Source organism: Serratia nematodiphila DZ0503SBS1, from assembly GCF_000738675.1.
Taxonomy (GTDB): Bacteria; Pseudomonadota; Gammaproteobacteria; order Enterobacterales; family Enterobacteriaceae; genus Serratia; species Serratia nematodiphila.
Genome location: NZ_JPUX01000001.1, coordinates 1,961,465 through 1,975,550 on the forward strand (window position 1 = coordinate 1,961,465; position 14,086 = coordinate 1,975,550).

Here is a 14,086-nt window from a genome sequence, read left to right on the forward strand (position 1 = left end):
GATCCCAGAGGTATTGATTGGTGAGAAATCAGCATACTCTGTATGTTGAAGCCATTTTCAATTGCACCAACCTACGCGGATGCGTAGGTTTTTTTTTGCCTGCCATATAGTATTCTTTTCCCTACAACGATTTACGCCTCCATGGCCAAGGGAGAAGGGCATGATCTTTTCACTGCTGCGCGCGCTGTTTCGCCTGTTGTTTCGGGTACGGGTCGAAGGGGACGTCCAGCACTTCGAACGGCAAAAATTACTGATTACGCCGAACCACGTCTCTTTCCTCGACGGCGTACTGCTGGCGCTGTTCCTGCCGATAAAACCGGTGTTTGCGGTCTATGCCAGCATTGGCGAGAGCTGGTTTATGCGCTGGCTTCGGCCCTACATCGATTTCGTCTCGCTCGATCCCACCAAGCCGATGGCCATCAAGCAGCTGGTGCGCATGGTCGAACAGGGGCGGCCGATCGTGGTGTTCCCTGAAGGGCGCATCACCGTAACCGGCGCGCTGATGAAAATCTACGACGGCGCGGCGTTTATCGCCGCCAAATCGGGCGCCACCGTGGTGCCGGTGCGGATCGACGGCCCCGAATTCAGCCCGTTCGGCCGCATGGCCGGGGTGTTCAAGATCCGCTGGTTTCCGCAAATCAGCATCCGCATCTTGCCGCCGACCACGCTGCCGATGCCGGAGGCGCCGCGTGCGCGCGAGCGGCGGGCGCTGGCGGGCGATCGGCTGATGCAGATCATGATGCGGGCGCGCATGGAGACGCGCGAACCGCAGACGCTGTTCCATGCCTTGCTGGCGGCGCAGCAGCGCTATGGGCGCCGCAAGCCGTGTATCGAAGACATCGCTTTCAAAGAGGACAGCTACCAAACGCTGATCAAGAAATCGCTGGGCGTCAGCCGCATTCTGCAGCGCTTTACCGCCGAAGGGGAACACGTCGGGCTGCTGTTGCCCAACGCCACCATCACCGCGGCGGCGATCTTCGGCGCTTCGCTGCGCAACCGCATTCCGGCGATGCTCAACTACACCGCCGGCGCCAACGGCCTGAACAGCGCGATGACCGCCGCCGGCATCAAGACCATCGTCACCTCGCGCCAGTTCCTGGAGAAGGGCAAGCTGACCCATCTGCCGGATCAGGTGACGCAGGCCAACTGGGTGTATCTGGAGGATCTGAAAGACACCGTTACGCTGGCGGACAAGCTGTGGATCCTGCGGCACTTGCTGCAACCGCAGCGCGCGATGTTGCCGCAACGCCCGGAGGACGCGGCGCTGATCTTGTTCACTTCCGGCTCCGAAGGCCACCCCAAGGGCGTGGTGCATTCGCATGCCAGCCTGCTGGCCAACGTAGAACAAATTCGCACCATCGCCGATTTCACGCCGCGCGACCGTTTCATGTCATCGCTGCCATTGTTCCACTCGTTCGGCCTGACGGTGGGGCTGCTGACGCCGCTTCTCACCGGCAGCCGCATTTTCCTCTACCCCAGCCCGCTGCACTATCGCGTGGTGCCGGAGTTGGTGTATGACCGTAACTGCACGGTGCTGTTCGGCACGGCGACCTTCCTCAACAATTATGCGCGCTTCGCGCATCCGTATGATTTCGCCCGCTTGCGCTATGTGGTGGCCGGCGCGGAGAAACTGGCGGACAGCACCAAACAGATCTATCAGGATAAATACGGCATCCGCATTCTGGAAGGCTATGGCGTGACCGAGTGCGCGCCGGTGGTGTCGATCAACGTGCCGCTGGCGACCAAGGTGGGCACCGTTGGCCGCATCATGCCGCAGATGGAGGCGCGCTTGATCGCGGTGCCGGGCATCTATAACGGCGGCCGCCTGCAGCTGAAGGGGCCGAATATCATGAAAGGCTACCTGCGGGTTGAACGTCCCGGTGAGCTGGAACCGCCGGCGGCGGAAGATGAGAACGGTGTGCTGCAGCCGGGTTGGTATGATACCGGCGATATCGTCAGCCTGGATGAGCAGGGTTACTGCACCATTCGCGGACGCGTGAAGCGCTTCGCCAAGCTGGCGGGCGAGATGGTGTCGCTGGAGAGCGTCGAACTGCTGGCGCAACGGTTGTCGCCGGAAAAACTGCATGCCGCCACGGTCAAAAGCGACAGCAGCAAAGGCGAGGCGCTGGTGCTGTTCACCACCGATCCCGCCATTACCCGCGAGGCATTGCTGCGGGTGGCGCGCGAGCTGGGCAGCCCGGAGCTGGCGGTGCCGCGCGATATTCGCCTGTTGAAAACGCTGCCGGTGCTCGGCAGCGGCAAACCTGATTTCGTCACCCTGCGTCATATGGCCGAACAGCCGGAGAGTGCCTGATGAATCCTTCGACCGAATCCCCTTTGTTGTCACGCGGCATGATCGCCGTGATCAGCGCGCAGTTCCTCTCGGCGTTCGGCGACAATGCGTTGCTGTTCGCCACGCTGGCGCTGATCAAGCAGCAGCTGTATCCGGACTGGAGCCAGCCGATCCTGCAGATGGCCTTCGTCGCCACCTACATCATCCTGGCGCCGTTTGTCGGCCAGGTGGCCGACAGCTTCGCCAAAGGGCGGGTGATGATGTTCGCCAACGCGCTGAAGCTGGCGGGGGCATTGGTGATCTGTTTTGGGGGGAACCCGTTTCTGGGTTACAGCCTGGTCGGCGTGGGGGCCGCCGCGTATTCTCCGGCCAAATACGGCATTCTGGGCGAGATCACCAGCGGCGAGAAGCTGGTCAAGGCTAACGGCCTGATGGAGGCCTCGACCATCGCCGCCATTCTGACCGGTTCGGTGGCCGGCGGTATTCTGGCGGACTGGCACGTGGTCGCGGCGCTGGCGGCCTGCGCGTTGGTTTACGCGGGGGCGGTGGTCGCCAACCTGTATATTCCACGTCTGGCGGCGGCGCGCCCAGGGGCTTCATGGCGGCCGCGGGCCATGACGCACAGTTTCTTTACCGCCTGCGTCACATTATGGCGCGATGGGCAGACGCGTTTCTCATTGATTGGCACCAGCCTGTTTTGGGGGGCCGGCGTGACGCTGCGTTTTCTGTTGGTGCTGTGGGTGCCGGTGGCGCTTGGCATCGCCGATAACGCCACGCCGACGCTGCTGAACGCCATGGTGGCCGTCGGCATCGTGGTGGGCGCCGGCGCCGCCGCGCGCTTCGTCACGCTGAAGACGGTGAAGCGCTGCATGCCGGCCGGGATCCTTATCGGCGTCGCGGTCGCGGTGTTTGCGTTGCAAACGACCATGCTCAATGCCTACGTCTTGCTGGCGATCATCGGCATGCTGGGGGGCTTCTTCGTGGTGCCACTCAATGCGTTGCTGCAGGAGCGGGGCAAACATTCGGTCGGCGCCGGCAATGCGATCGCGGTGCAAAACCTGGGTGAAAACGCCGCCATGTTGCTGATGCTGGGCCTGTATTCTTTGGTCGTGAAGCTGGGCGTGCCGGTGGTGGGCGTCGGCGTAGGGTTTGGCGTGGTGTTTGCGCTGGCGATTAGCGCGTTGTGGTGGTCGCAGCGGCGGTGAAACGGGGCGCAGCCTGGCTGCGCCCTCAGGGGGATTAAGGCGCCGGAATGGTAAACCGGGTGTGGATTTCTTCGAGCGCCTGCAGCACGTCCTCATCCAGAATCACGTCGAGGCTGTCGAGGTTGATTTTCAACTGATCCACCGAGGTGGCGCCCAGCAGAGTGCTGGCGACGAACGGCTGCTGACGCACGAAAGCCAAGGCCATCTGCGAAGGATCCAGTCCGTGTTTTTGGGCCAGCGCCACGTATTCGGCGATCGCCAACTGGGTTTGCTGTCCTGAATAACGGTTGAAGCGGGTGAACAGCGTATTGCGCGCGCCGGCCGGTTTTGCGCCGTTGAGGTATTTACCGCTCAGGGTGCCGAACGCCAGGCTGGAATAGGCCAGCAGTTCCACCCCTTCGTGCTGGCTGATCTCGGCCAGGCCAATCTCAAAGCTGCGGTTCAGCAGGCTGTACGGGTTTTGAATCGACACGATGCGCGGCAGCTCATGTTTCTCCGCCAGCTGCAGGTAGCGCATCACCCCCCAAGGCGTTTCATTGGAAACCCCGATATAGCGGATCTTACCGGCGCGCACCTGCTCGGTCAGCGCTTCCAGCGTTTCCAACAGCGTGACCGTAGCTTTGTCGTCGGTGTATTGATAGTTGAGTTTGCCAAAGCAGTTGGTAGCGCGCTGCGGCCAGTGCAATTGATAAAGATCGAGATAATCGGTGTTCAGCCGCTTGAGGCTGGCGTCCAGCGCGGCGCGGATGTTTTTGCGATCCAGCGCCTGCTGCGGACGGATGCTGCTGTCGGTGCCGCGCACCGGGCCCGAAACTTTGCTGGCCAGGACGATTTTTTCGCGATTGCCGCGCGCCTTGATCCAACTGCCGATATAGCTCTCGGTCAGGCCCTGGGTTTCCGGACGAGGCGGCACCGGGTACAGTTCGGCGGTATCTATCAGGTTCACGCCTGCGGCCAATGCATAGTCCAGTTGCGCATGGGCGTCGGCTTCGCTGTTCTGTTCGCCAAAGGTCATGGTGCCCAGTCCCAGCACGCTCACTTCTAAAGAACTGTGGGGAATACGGTGGTATTGCATTAACGGCCTTCCTTTCTTGTTAGCGCTGACGGGCCGCGCGGCCCGGTGAAACAGGAGCCCAATTCAGAAGACGGCGCAAAGTCCGTCGGGCGGCGATGTCGCCTTTCCTGACTATAACCAAGCGGTGAAGATGGGGGAAGCGGATTCAGTGCGGAGACGAATGAGGGCTACCGCGCTTGAACGGGCGATAGCCGGCGAGCGGTGATTAGCGTTCGATAACCTGGGAAACCTGATCGCCGTTGATCTGGCGGTGGTTGCCTTTCTCGTCTTTATAGCTGATGAGGCCGGTGTCTTCGTCGATCTCTGGCTTGCCTTGCGTCAGGATCATGTTGCCGTCTTTGGTCGCCATGACATAGTCGCTGGAACATCCCGCCAAACCGGCCGCCATCACCAGCGCAGACACTGCCATTACCCACTTTTTCATCCTGCGGATCCTCGATTATGCAAAAACAATGTTCTTTCAAGATTAGCAAACTCTTGGCCGGGGGCGTCTCAGATAAGTCTTTATCTGATAAGAAGAAGTGAAATGAGATGTCAACGAAGCGATGGAAGCCGCCGATGGCGGCCTCCGCGCAGGGTTATTCCGGCGAACGGTTTTTCTTGCTGCGCATCAGATTGAGCGCTTCTACCGACATGGAGAAGAACATGGCGAAGTAGATGTAGCCTTTCGGCACATGCACCTGGAAGCTTTCCAGCATCAGCGTGAAGCCCACCAGGATCAGGAACGCCAGCGCCAGCATTTTTACCGACGGATGGCGGTTGACGAACTCGCCGATCGGCCGGGCGGCGAACATCATCACGCCGACGGCGATCACCACCGCCGCCATCATGATGAACAGATGGTCGGAAAGGCCCACGGCGGTAATCACCGAATCCAGACTGAAGATGATATCCAACAGCATGATCTGTACGATCGCGCCGAAGAAGCTGTGCACCTTGGTGTGGTGCTCTTCTTCCGACCCTTCGATGGTTTCGTGGATCTCTTTGCTGGCTTTCCAGATCAGGAACAGTCCCCCCAGCAGCAGGATCAAATCGCGGGCGGAAATGGCGTGATCCAGCACGGTGAACAGCGGGTGCGTCAAGCGGATCACCCAGGCGATAGAGGCCAGCAGCGCCAGGCGCATCAGCATGGCGGCGGCCAGCCCGAGCCGGCGAGCTTTGTTCTGTTGCGCTTTGGGCAACTTGGCTACCACCAGCGACAGAAAAATGATGTTATCAATACCCAGTACGATCTCAAGAATGGTTAGCGTACCTAACGCTAACCAGGCATTGGGATCCATAATCCATTCGAACATTACCCGACACACCTTAATAAATGCAAAGCGTGAATTATACGCGTTTATCGCGGCGCTGACAGGGCTAGCTAAACCAGAGTTAAACGAAATCGCTTAGATTGAGAAATGTCTTGCCAGCAGCGCGCCGGTAAAACCCTTTTTCAGATAGAAACCGCGCGGCAGCGTCATGATAGGTTGCCCCTGTTCACCGATGGCTTCGGTGAGCGCCTTGTTGTTGGCCGCTTTGGGGCGCAGTTGCAGCACTTCGCCGTGGCGTGCGGTGATGCGTTCTACGTGACCGAGCACAATCAGATCCATCAGCTCTTCCCAATCGCGGCGCAACCTCTCTTCTTCAGCAAGGCTCGGGCTCCATAGCAGCGGCGAACCGACGCGGCGCTGCGCCAGCGGGATTTGCCGTTCGCCCTCTACCGGTATCCACAACACGCGCGCCAGCTTGTGGCGAACGTGGCTGCTGGCCCAGGTGACGCCGCTGTTGCCGGTGAGCGGGGCGACGCAGACGAAAGTGGTCTCCAGCGGTTTGCCGGCGGCGTCGACAGGAATGGTTTTCAGCTCAATGCCCAGCTCGGGAAAATCCTGTTCCGGTTTGCTGCCGGCCATGGCGCCGAGATACAGCTCCAGCAGCATGCCCACCCAGCCTTTATCGCGTTTCAGATCCTTGGGGATCGGCAATTGCGCACGGGCGGCCAGTTCGCCAAAGCTGAAGCCGGCCAGCGCCTGAGCGCGCTCGAATAGCTGCCGTTCATTTTCCGGCGGGGGCGGCAAAGGGGATAAAAATGCCATAAATCAAGCCTGTCGAATTTGGTTGAAAAACGTACTGCAATTATACACGGCGCGCGATAACCGCTGTCGCCTGGGGAAAAGAATAATAGTAGCATGATTTTACATGACTTTTTTTCTTTCCTCGTGGGGCCGATAATGCACCTGCGGGGCTTGTTCACCTGAAGCCACCGACAATAAACAGGATCTTACACCTATTTATCCACAGATTTATGGGATAACCCAAATTTTTACCGATCACTGGTTCAATTTACAGCCTTGACTCAGGCGGATTTTTACGAATTTGTCCGTTTTGTGCGTAACTTGCCCGGATAATCTGTGGATAAAAACGGCGTTGGTGGATCTTTCGCCAGGGTAAGATCCTTACCGTGCATAGATCACATTTTTGCCCTGTGCATGACTGCGATATATTGGTTAACTATATGTTTTTAATGTTAATATTTGTTTTTTGGTATGAGGGGGGATTTTAGGGGGCGAGAGTTTTACCGGCTTATCCCTCGAGTTCTGCACACACCTATCCACAGAAAAAGTGAATAAAACCGGTCTGAAAGGCTGGGGTATGTTTATAACTTTGCCTATATCTGTGAGTTATCCCAATGTTATCCGGCCCGCAGCGCCGTAAAGCAGTGGTTTACCGCCTGTAGCTTGTGTGAAACAATCAGGACATCTATGCGAATTTAAGCTTATCGAGGTAGTCCGGTGATCGATGATGATGGCTACCGCCCGAATGTTGGTATCGTAATCTGTAATCGTCAGGGGCAGGTCCTATGGGCCCGCCGTTACGGTCAGCACTCCTGGCAGTTTCCCCAAGGTGGGATTAACCCTGGCGAAACTGCGGAGCAGGCGATGTACCGTGAGCTGTTCGAAGAAGTGGGGCTGAGTAAAAAGGATGTGCGCATCCTGGCTTCGACCCGCAACTGGTTGCGCTATAAATTGCCGAAACGTTTGGTGCGTTGGGACACAAAGCCGGTTTGTATCGGCCAAAAGCAAAAATGGTTTTTGTTGCAGCTACTGTGCAATGACGCTGATATCAATATGCAGCGCAGCAGCACGCCGGAGTTCGACGGTTGGCGCTGGGTGAGCTTCTGGTATCCGGTGCGCCAGGTGGTGTCGTTCAAACGCGACGTCTACCGCCGGGTGATGAAAGAATTCGCCGTGACCGTGATGCCGATGCAAGAGCAGGCGGCGCCGCGGCAGGCCCCCGCTTATCGCCGAAAGAGAGGTTAAGTTAAGCCGACTATGCTCACGCGCTTGCGAGAAATTGTAGAGAAGGTGGCCGCGGCGGCCAGTCTGACGGATGCGCTGGATCTGCTGGTCAATGAAACCTGTCTGGCGATGGACACCGAAGTGTGTTCCATCTACCTGGCGGACAACGATCGCCGCTGCTACTACCTGATGGCCACGCGCGGGCTGAAAAAGCCGCGTGGGCGCACTATCGCATTGGCGTTTGACGAGGGCGTCGTCGGGTTGGTCGGCCGCCGAGCCGAGCCTATCAACCTGGCCGATGCCCAAAGTCACCCCAGCTTCAAGTATGTTCCGCAGGTGAAAGAGGATCGCTTCCGATCCTTCCTCGGGGTGCCGATCATTCATCGGCGCCAGCTGCTGGGGGTGCTGGTGGTGCAGCAGCGCGAGCTGCGCCAGTTCGATGAAAGCGAAGAGTCTTTCATGGTCACCCTGGCCACGCAGATGGCCGGGATCCTTTCACAGTCGCAGCTCAACGCCATTTTCGGCCAGTATCGCCAAACGCGCGTGCGCGCGCTGGCGGCCTCGCCCGGCGTGGCGGTGGCGGAAGGGTGGCAGGACAGTAGCCAGCCTTCGCTCGATCAGGTTTACCGCGCGTCGACGCTGGACACCGCCAGCGAGCGCGAGCGCCTGACGTTGGCGCTGGAAGAGGCCGGCGCGGAGTTTCGCCGCTTCAGCAAGCGTTTTGCCGCCAGCTCGCAAAAAGAGAGCGCGGCGATCTTCGATCTTTATTCTCACCTGTTAAACGACGCTCGCCTCAAGCGCGAACTGTTCGCCGAAATCGACAACGGTTCGGTGGCGGAGTGGGCGGTGAAACAGGTGATAGAAGCCTTTGCCGAACAGTTCGCCAAACTGCAGGACACCTATATGCGCGAGCGCGGCAGCGACCTGCGCGCGCTGGGCCAACGCCTGCTGTTCCACCTCGACGACACCACCCAGGGCGCCACCCAGTGGCCGGCGCGTTTTGTGCTGGTGGCGGATGAGCTGACCGCGACATTGCTGGCCGAAGTGCCGCAGGATCGCCTGGTCGGCGTGGTGGTGCGCGACGGCGCCGCCAACTCGCATGCGGCGATTTTGGTGCGTGCGATGGGCGTGCCGACGGTGATGGGCGCCGACATCCAACCTTCTCTGCTCAGCCAGCGGTTGCTGATCGTCGACGGTTATCGCGGTGAACTGTTGGTCGATCCTGAGCCGGTGCTGGTGCAGGAATATCAACGGCTGATCAGCGAAGAGCTGGAGCTGAGCAAGCTGGCGGAAGACGACGTCGAGCAGCCGGCGCAGTTGAAAAGCGGCGAGCGTATCCAGGTGATGCTGAACGCCGGCCTCAGCTCGGAACATGAACAGCTGTTGGGCGGCCGGGTGGATGGCGTGGGGTTGTACCGCACCGAAATCCCGTTCATGTTGCAAAGCGGTTTCCCCTCCGAAGAAGAACAGGTCGCGCAGTATCAAGGCATGCTGCAGCTTTATCCGAGCAAGCCGGTTACGCTGCGCACCCTGGATATCGGCGCCGACAAGCAACTGCCCTATATGCCGATCAGCGAAGAGAACCCTTGCCTGGGGTGGCGCGGCATCCGCATCACTCTGGATCAGCCGGAGATCTTTTTGATTCAGGTACGCGCCATGCTGCGCGCCAATGCCGGCACCGGCAACCTGGGTATTTTGCTGCCGATGGTCACCAGCCTTGAAGAGGTCGACGAAGCTAAACGCCTGATTGACCGAGCCGGGCGCGAGGTGGAAGAGGTGCTTGGCTATGCGATCCCGAAACCGAAAATCGGCGTGATGCTGGAAGTGCCGTCGATGATTTTCCTGATCCCGCATTTGGCCGGGCGCGTCGATTTCATCTCGGTAGGCACCAACGACTTGACCCAGTACCTGCTGGCGGTGGATCGCAACAACACGCGGGTCGCCGCGCTGTATGACAGTTTGCATCCCGCGATGCTGCAGGTGCTGAACTTGATCGCCGAACAGGGAAAATCGGCCGGGCTGCAGCTTAGCCTGTGCGGTGAACTGGCCGGCGATCCGATGGGCGCGCTGTTGCTGGTGGGCATGGGCTATCGCAATCTGAGCATGAATGGCCGCAGCGTGGCGCGCATCAAATACCTGCTGCGGCATATCGACCTTGCCGACGCTGAAATGCTGGCTCACCGGGTGTTGAACACCCAGATGACCACCGAAGTGCGCCATTTGGTGGCGGCGTTTATGGAGCGGCGCGGCATGGGCGGGTTGATTCGCGGCGGCAGATAATCGCCGCGCGATGTGATTTTTTTACAGAACTTTTCCCGCGCTGCCGGCCCGGACCGCGCTAAGCCTATGTTATGATGCGCAACCTCAGCGCGGCGCTGTTCGTCGTCTTGCAAACCGCAGCGGCCAATGCTGTCGCTTGCAAGGCGTGTGACAACCTGCGCCGACGTTTGGCACCTGCCGCCCCCGCATGGGGAAAAATAACAGACATGTTGTGGTGATAGATGAGCAATAGCTATCTGGCGTTTCCTAAATTTGATCCGGTCATTTTCTCCATTGGCCCCGTTTCTCTGCATTGGTACGGCCTGATGTACCTGGTCGGCTTCGTTTTTGCCATGTGGCTGGCGGTGCGTCGCGCCAACAAGCCGGGCAGCGGCTGGACCAAAGACGAAGTGGAAAACCTGCTCTACGCCGGCTTCCTGGGCGTATTCGTCGGCGGCCGCGTAGGCTATGTGCTGTTCTACAACCTGCCGCTGTTCCTGGATAACCCGCTCTATCTGTTCAAGGTCTGGGATGGCGGCATGTCGTTCCACGGCGGCTTGATGGGGGTGATTCTGGTGATGTTCTGGTTCGCTCGCCGCACCAAACGCACCTTCTTCCAGGTTTCCGATTTTATCGCGCCATTGATCCCATTCGGCCTGGGCGCCGGCCGCCTCGGCAACTTTATCAACGGCGAGCTATGGGGCCGCGTCACCACCGACACCCCTTGGGCGATGTTGTTCCCAAGCTCGCGCAGCGAAGACGTGGCCCTCGCCGCCGCCGATCCCTCTCTGTTGCCGTTGCTGAATCAGTACGGCGTACTGCCGCGCCACCCGTCGCAGCTGTATGAACTGCTGCTGGAAGGCGTGGTGCTGTTTATCATTCTGAACCTGTTTATTCGCAAGCCGCGGCCGATGGGCGCCGTATCAGGCCTGTTCCTGATCGGGTATGGCGCATTCCGCATCATCGTTGAAGCGTTCCGCCAACCGGATGCTCAGCTCGGCCTGTTCGACGGCGTGATCAGCATGGGGCAGATCCTGTCCATCCCAATGGTGGTGGCCGGTGTTATTATGATGATTTGGGCGTACCGTCGTCGCCCGCAGCAACAAGTGTCGTGAGGGACAAATGAAACAGTATCTGGATTTGATGAACAAGGTGCTCGCCGAGGGCACCCCTAAAGCCGACCGTACCGGCACTGGCACATTGTCGATTTTCGGCCACCAGATGCGTTTCAACTTGCAGGAAGGTTTCCCGTTGGTGACCACCAAGAAATGTCATCTGCGTTCGATCATTCATGAGCTGTTATGGTTCCTGAACGGCGATACCAACATCGCCTACCTGCGTGACAACAAGGTCACCATTTGGGACGAGTGGGCCGATGAAAACGGCGATCTCGGCCCGGTGTACGGCAAACAGTGGCGCGCCTGGGGCGCGGCGGACGGCCGTCAGATCGATCAGCTGAGCAACGTGCTCCAGCAGCTGAAGCAAGATCCGGATTCGCGTCGCATCATTGTTTCCGCCTGGAACGTCGGCGAGTTGGATCAGATGGCGTTGGCGCCGTGCCACGCGTTCTTCCAGTTCTACGTGGCGGATGGCAAGCTCTCTTGCCAGCTGTACCAGCGTTCCTGCGACGTCTTCCTCGGCCTGCCGTTCAACATCGCCAGCTACGCGCTGTTGGTGCACATGATGGCGCAGCAGTGCGATCTGGAAGTGGGCGATTTCGTCTGGACCGGCGGCGATACCCACCTGTACAGCAACCACATGGAACAGACTCAGCTGCAACTGACGCGTGAACCCCGTCCGTTGCCGAAACTGGTGATCAAACGCAAACCGGCTTCACTGTTCGATTACCGTTTCGAAGACTTCGAGATCGAAGGTTACGATCCGCATCCGGCCATCAAGGCGCCGGTCGCGATCTGACCTTAACCGCATCACACCAGGGGCGCAGCGATTGCGCCCCTTTTTTTATCCGCATTGCGTACCGCGCCGCATTTTTTTGTCGCGGTCTGCCGTCGTAGAGAAAACATTGCGCAGCTTGCCGCAGCGCTTGCGCATGTGGCTTTACCGCGTTGTTACGGCCCTTAAACTGGCGGCATGAACGACAATACTCTCTCGAACATCGATGATCGCCAACGGGGCATGACGCTAATTGAGCTATTGGCGGCGATCCTGATCGCCGGCATGCTCACCGGCTGGGGCGTCGGGCAATGGCGCTATCATCAGCAAGCGCTGCGGTTGGAACACACGGCCCAACAGCTGCTGGCGTTTTTGCTGCGACTGCAGGCGGACGCCAACTGGCGTAACCGCACGACGCTGCTGTGGTTCAAGAATGGCACGCCCTGGTGCCTGGGCGGCGGTGTGCCGCCGACGGATTGCGCTTCCGCCGAAGGCTCCGTTTTCTTGCCGCCTTATCGCGACGTTGCGCTGAGCGGCTACTCCGGCAAAGAGATTGGGTTTTATGGTTTGCGCAATACTGCGCAGGCGGGGCACATCCTTCTCAGCAACGACGCAGGCGGCCTGCGGCTGGTGCTGTCCGCCCGAGGGCGGCTGCGTTTGTGCAGCGAAGGGTTCCGGATAAGGGGGATCGCGCCATGCTGACTGTCGAACGCGGTTTTACCTTGCCGGAGGTGATGTTGGCGCTGGTGTTCGGCAGCGTGATCGTGCTCGGCGCCGCGAAAACCTACCCGCTGTTGCGTCAGCAAAACGTGGCCGTCGGCCAGCATTTTCGGCTGGAGTCAACGCTGCGACAGCTGGCGTTCGGCATCGAGAAAGACCTACGCCGTGCCGGTTTCTGTGCCGGGCAGTGCGCCGGCCGCCCACTGCTGATCGGCCAGGCGGCGGGAGAAGCGGCGGGCAGCTGCGTTATCGTTGCCTACGACATTGCTCGCAGCGGGCAATGGCTCACCTCGGGCGAGGATGCAGGTTATTTCGGTTATCGGCTGCGCAATGGCGGCTTGGAAGGGCAGCGCGGCGTGAGCCAATGCGATGGCGGCGGCTGGGAGCGGCTACTCGATCAGGACGAAGTGCGCATTGAGCGGTTTCATGTGGCGATAGAGCGGGGCGATCACGGCGCGGCGTTGGCTCGCCTGACGCTGACGGGGCGCTCCGCCAGCGATACGCGTATCAGGCGTAGTCTGAGCGGGAGCGTCGAAATGGCGGCGCTGCCATGAACCGGCGGAGCCAGCGAGGCGGCAGCACCCTGGCGGCGGTGATGTTGCTGTTGGCGCTGGGGCTGATGTTGCTCAATGCTCAGCATCGGCAATTGGATAACGCGCTGTTACTGGCCGCCGATCAGCAGCGTTACCTTCAGGCTTACAATCAGGCCGCTTCGGCGCTGAGTTGGGGCATGAGCCAGCGTTGGCCGCGCGCCGAGCTGAGTGCAGCGGCCTGGTTATGCAGGCAGCGCGTGGAACTGACGGCTTGCGCTCGGCTGTCAGCCAGAGCGGGCATGGTGACGATACGCGGCCTTGGTGAGATGCGCGGCGGTGAACCGGTATGGCTGTATCAATGGGGCACCTTTGACGGCGCCGAGGCTGCTGGCAAGTTGCAAGCACAGCCGGGCGGTCGGCTGGATTTTTGCCCCGAAAAAAGGTTGGCCGACTGTGACGGCTAACGCTCGGGCAGTGCGGATATCCCGCAACGGCTTCAGCCTGCCGGAAGTGTTGGTGGCGGCCTTGCTGTTCTCGGTGTCGCTGCTTGGCTTGTTACAGTATCATCAGGTGCTGTTGCAGTCGTTCCAGCGCCAGTGGCACTACCGGCAAGCCTGGGGGCTGGCGCATCAGCAGTTGGAGGCGTTTGCCGTCACCGGCCGGCTCGAGGCTGAACCGCTGCCGGAAGGGTGGCGGCGCGAGACGGCACTTGACGATGCGGGGAGTGATTGCCGCCGATTGGCGGTCAGGATCCAAACGCCGCAGCGGCAGTGGGCAACGCTGAGCCGCTGGTATTGCGCCCGTTTTTGAGCCGTATGTCTTTTGTTTTA

Annotated in this window: 14 protein-coding genes; 10 read left to right on the top strand and 4 right to left on the bottom strand. The window is 59.8% G+C overall.

The window, feature by feature from the left end:
- Positions 1-160: 160 nt before the first annotated feature.
- Complete coding sequence (gene aas, locus JL05_RS08990; RefSeq protein ID WP_033632222.1) at positions 161-2,314, top strand: bifunctional acyl-ACP--phospholipid O-acyltransferase/long-chain-fatty-acid--ACP ligase; 2,154 nt, start codon at positions 161-163, stop codon at positions 2,312-2,314.
- Complete coding sequence (gene lplT, locus JL05_RS08995) at positions 2,314-3,498, top strand: lysophospholipid transporter LplT (RefSeq protein WP_033632223.1); 1,185 nt, start codon at positions 2,314-2,316, stop codon at positions 3,496-3,498. Before aas ends, lplT begins: the two co-directional genes overlap by 1 nt.
- A 34-nt stretch (positions 3,499-3,532) precedes the next feature.
- Here lplT and JL05_RS09000 read toward each other — a convergent pair whose 3' ends face one another.
- The 4 genes from JL05_RS09000 to mutH all read right to left on the bottom strand — a co-directional run bounded on the left by JL05_RS09000 (position 3,533) and on the right by mutH (position 6,648).
- Positions 3,533-4,573: an NADP(H)-dependent aldo-keto reductase gene (locus tag JL05_RS09000; protein WP_033632224.1), complete on the bottom strand. Its 1,041-nt coding sequence runs from the start codon at positions 4,571-4,573 to the stop codon at positions 3,533-3,535.
- Positions 4,574-4,778: 205 nt separating this feature from the next.
- The gene (locus JL05_RS09005) at positions 4,779-4,997 is read right to left on the bottom strand and encodes a YgdI/YgdR family lipoprotein (RefSeq protein WP_004931843.1); all 219 of its coding nucleotides are present in this window, start codon (positions 4,995-4,997) and stop codon (positions 4,779-4,781) included.
- A 154-nt stretch (positions 4,998-5,151) separates the two neighbouring features.
- Positions 5,152-5,868, bottom strand: a complete 717-nt coding sequence (locus JL05_RS09010; protein ID WP_033632225.1) for a TerC family protein — start codon at positions 5,866-5,868, stop codon at positions 5,152-5,154.
- A gap of 93 nt (positions 5,869-5,961) precedes the next feature.
- A complete protein-coding gene (mutH, locus tag JL05_RS09015) occupies positions 5,962-6,648 on the bottom strand; it encodes a DNA mismatch repair endonuclease MutH (RefSeq protein ID WP_033632226.1) in 687 nt (228 codons plus the stop codon).
- A 696-nt stretch (positions 6,649-7,344) separates the two neighbouring features.
- On the opposite strand from mutH, the gene rppH reads away from it, so the two are divergent.
- The 8 genes from rppH (at position 7,345) to JL05_RS09055 (ending at position 14,066) form a co-directional block, all read left to right on the top strand.
- On the top strand, positions 7,345-7,872 hold the full coding sequence (rppH, locus tag JL05_RS09020; RefSeq protein ID WP_004931849.1) for an RNA pyrophosphohydrolase: 528 nt from the start codon (positions 7,345-7,347) through the stop codon (positions 7,870-7,872).
- Positions 7,873-7,884: 12 nt separating this feature from the next.
- Positions 7,885-10,131, top strand: a complete 2,247-nt coding sequence (ptsP, locus tag JL05_RS09025) for a phosphoenolpyruvate--protein phosphotransferase (protein WP_033632227.1) — start codon at positions 7,885-7,887, stop codon at positions 10,129-10,131.
- Between the two features lie 221 nt (positions 10,132-10,352).
- A complete protein-coding gene (lgt, locus tag JL05_RS09030; RefSeq protein ID WP_019455719.1) occupies positions 10,353-11,225 on the top strand; it encodes a prolipoprotein diacylglyceryl transferase in 873 nt (290 codons plus the stop codon).
- Positions 11,226-11,232: 7 nt separating this feature from the next.
- A complete protein-coding gene (gene thyA / locus JL05_RS09035; protein WP_016929918.1) occupies positions 11,233-12,027 on the top strand; it encodes a thymidylate synthase in 795 nt (264 codons plus the stop codon).
- 174 nt (positions 12,028-12,201) lie between these two features.
- Positions 12,202-12,705, top strand: a complete 504-nt coding sequence (locus tag JL05_RS09040) for a prepilin peptidase-dependent protein (RefSeq protein ID WP_033632228.1) — start codon at positions 12,202-12,204, stop codon at positions 12,703-12,705.
- Positions 12,699-13,277, top strand: a complete 579-nt coding sequence (locus JL05_RS09045; protein ID WP_033632229.1) for a prepilin peptidase-dependent protein — start codon at positions 12,699-12,701, stop codon at positions 13,275-13,277. Before JL05_RS09040 ends, JL05_RS09045 begins: the two co-directional genes overlap by 7 nt.
- A complete protein-coding gene (locus JL05_RS09050; RefSeq protein ID WP_033632230.1) occupies positions 13,274-13,720 on the top strand; it encodes a YgdB family protein in 447 nt (148 codons plus the stop codon). The genes JL05_RS09045 and JL05_RS09050 overlap by 4 nt, the downstream gene beginning before the upstream one ends.
- Entirely contained in the window at positions 13,710-14,066 is a 357-nt protein-coding gene (locus tag JL05_RS09055) for a prepilin-type N-terminal cleavage/methylation domain-containing protein (protein WP_174435779.1), read from the top strand. The genes JL05_RS09050 and JL05_RS09055 overlap by 11 nt, the downstream gene beginning before the upstream one ends.
- The last annotated feature ends 20 nt before the right edge of the window (positions 14,067-14,086 follow it).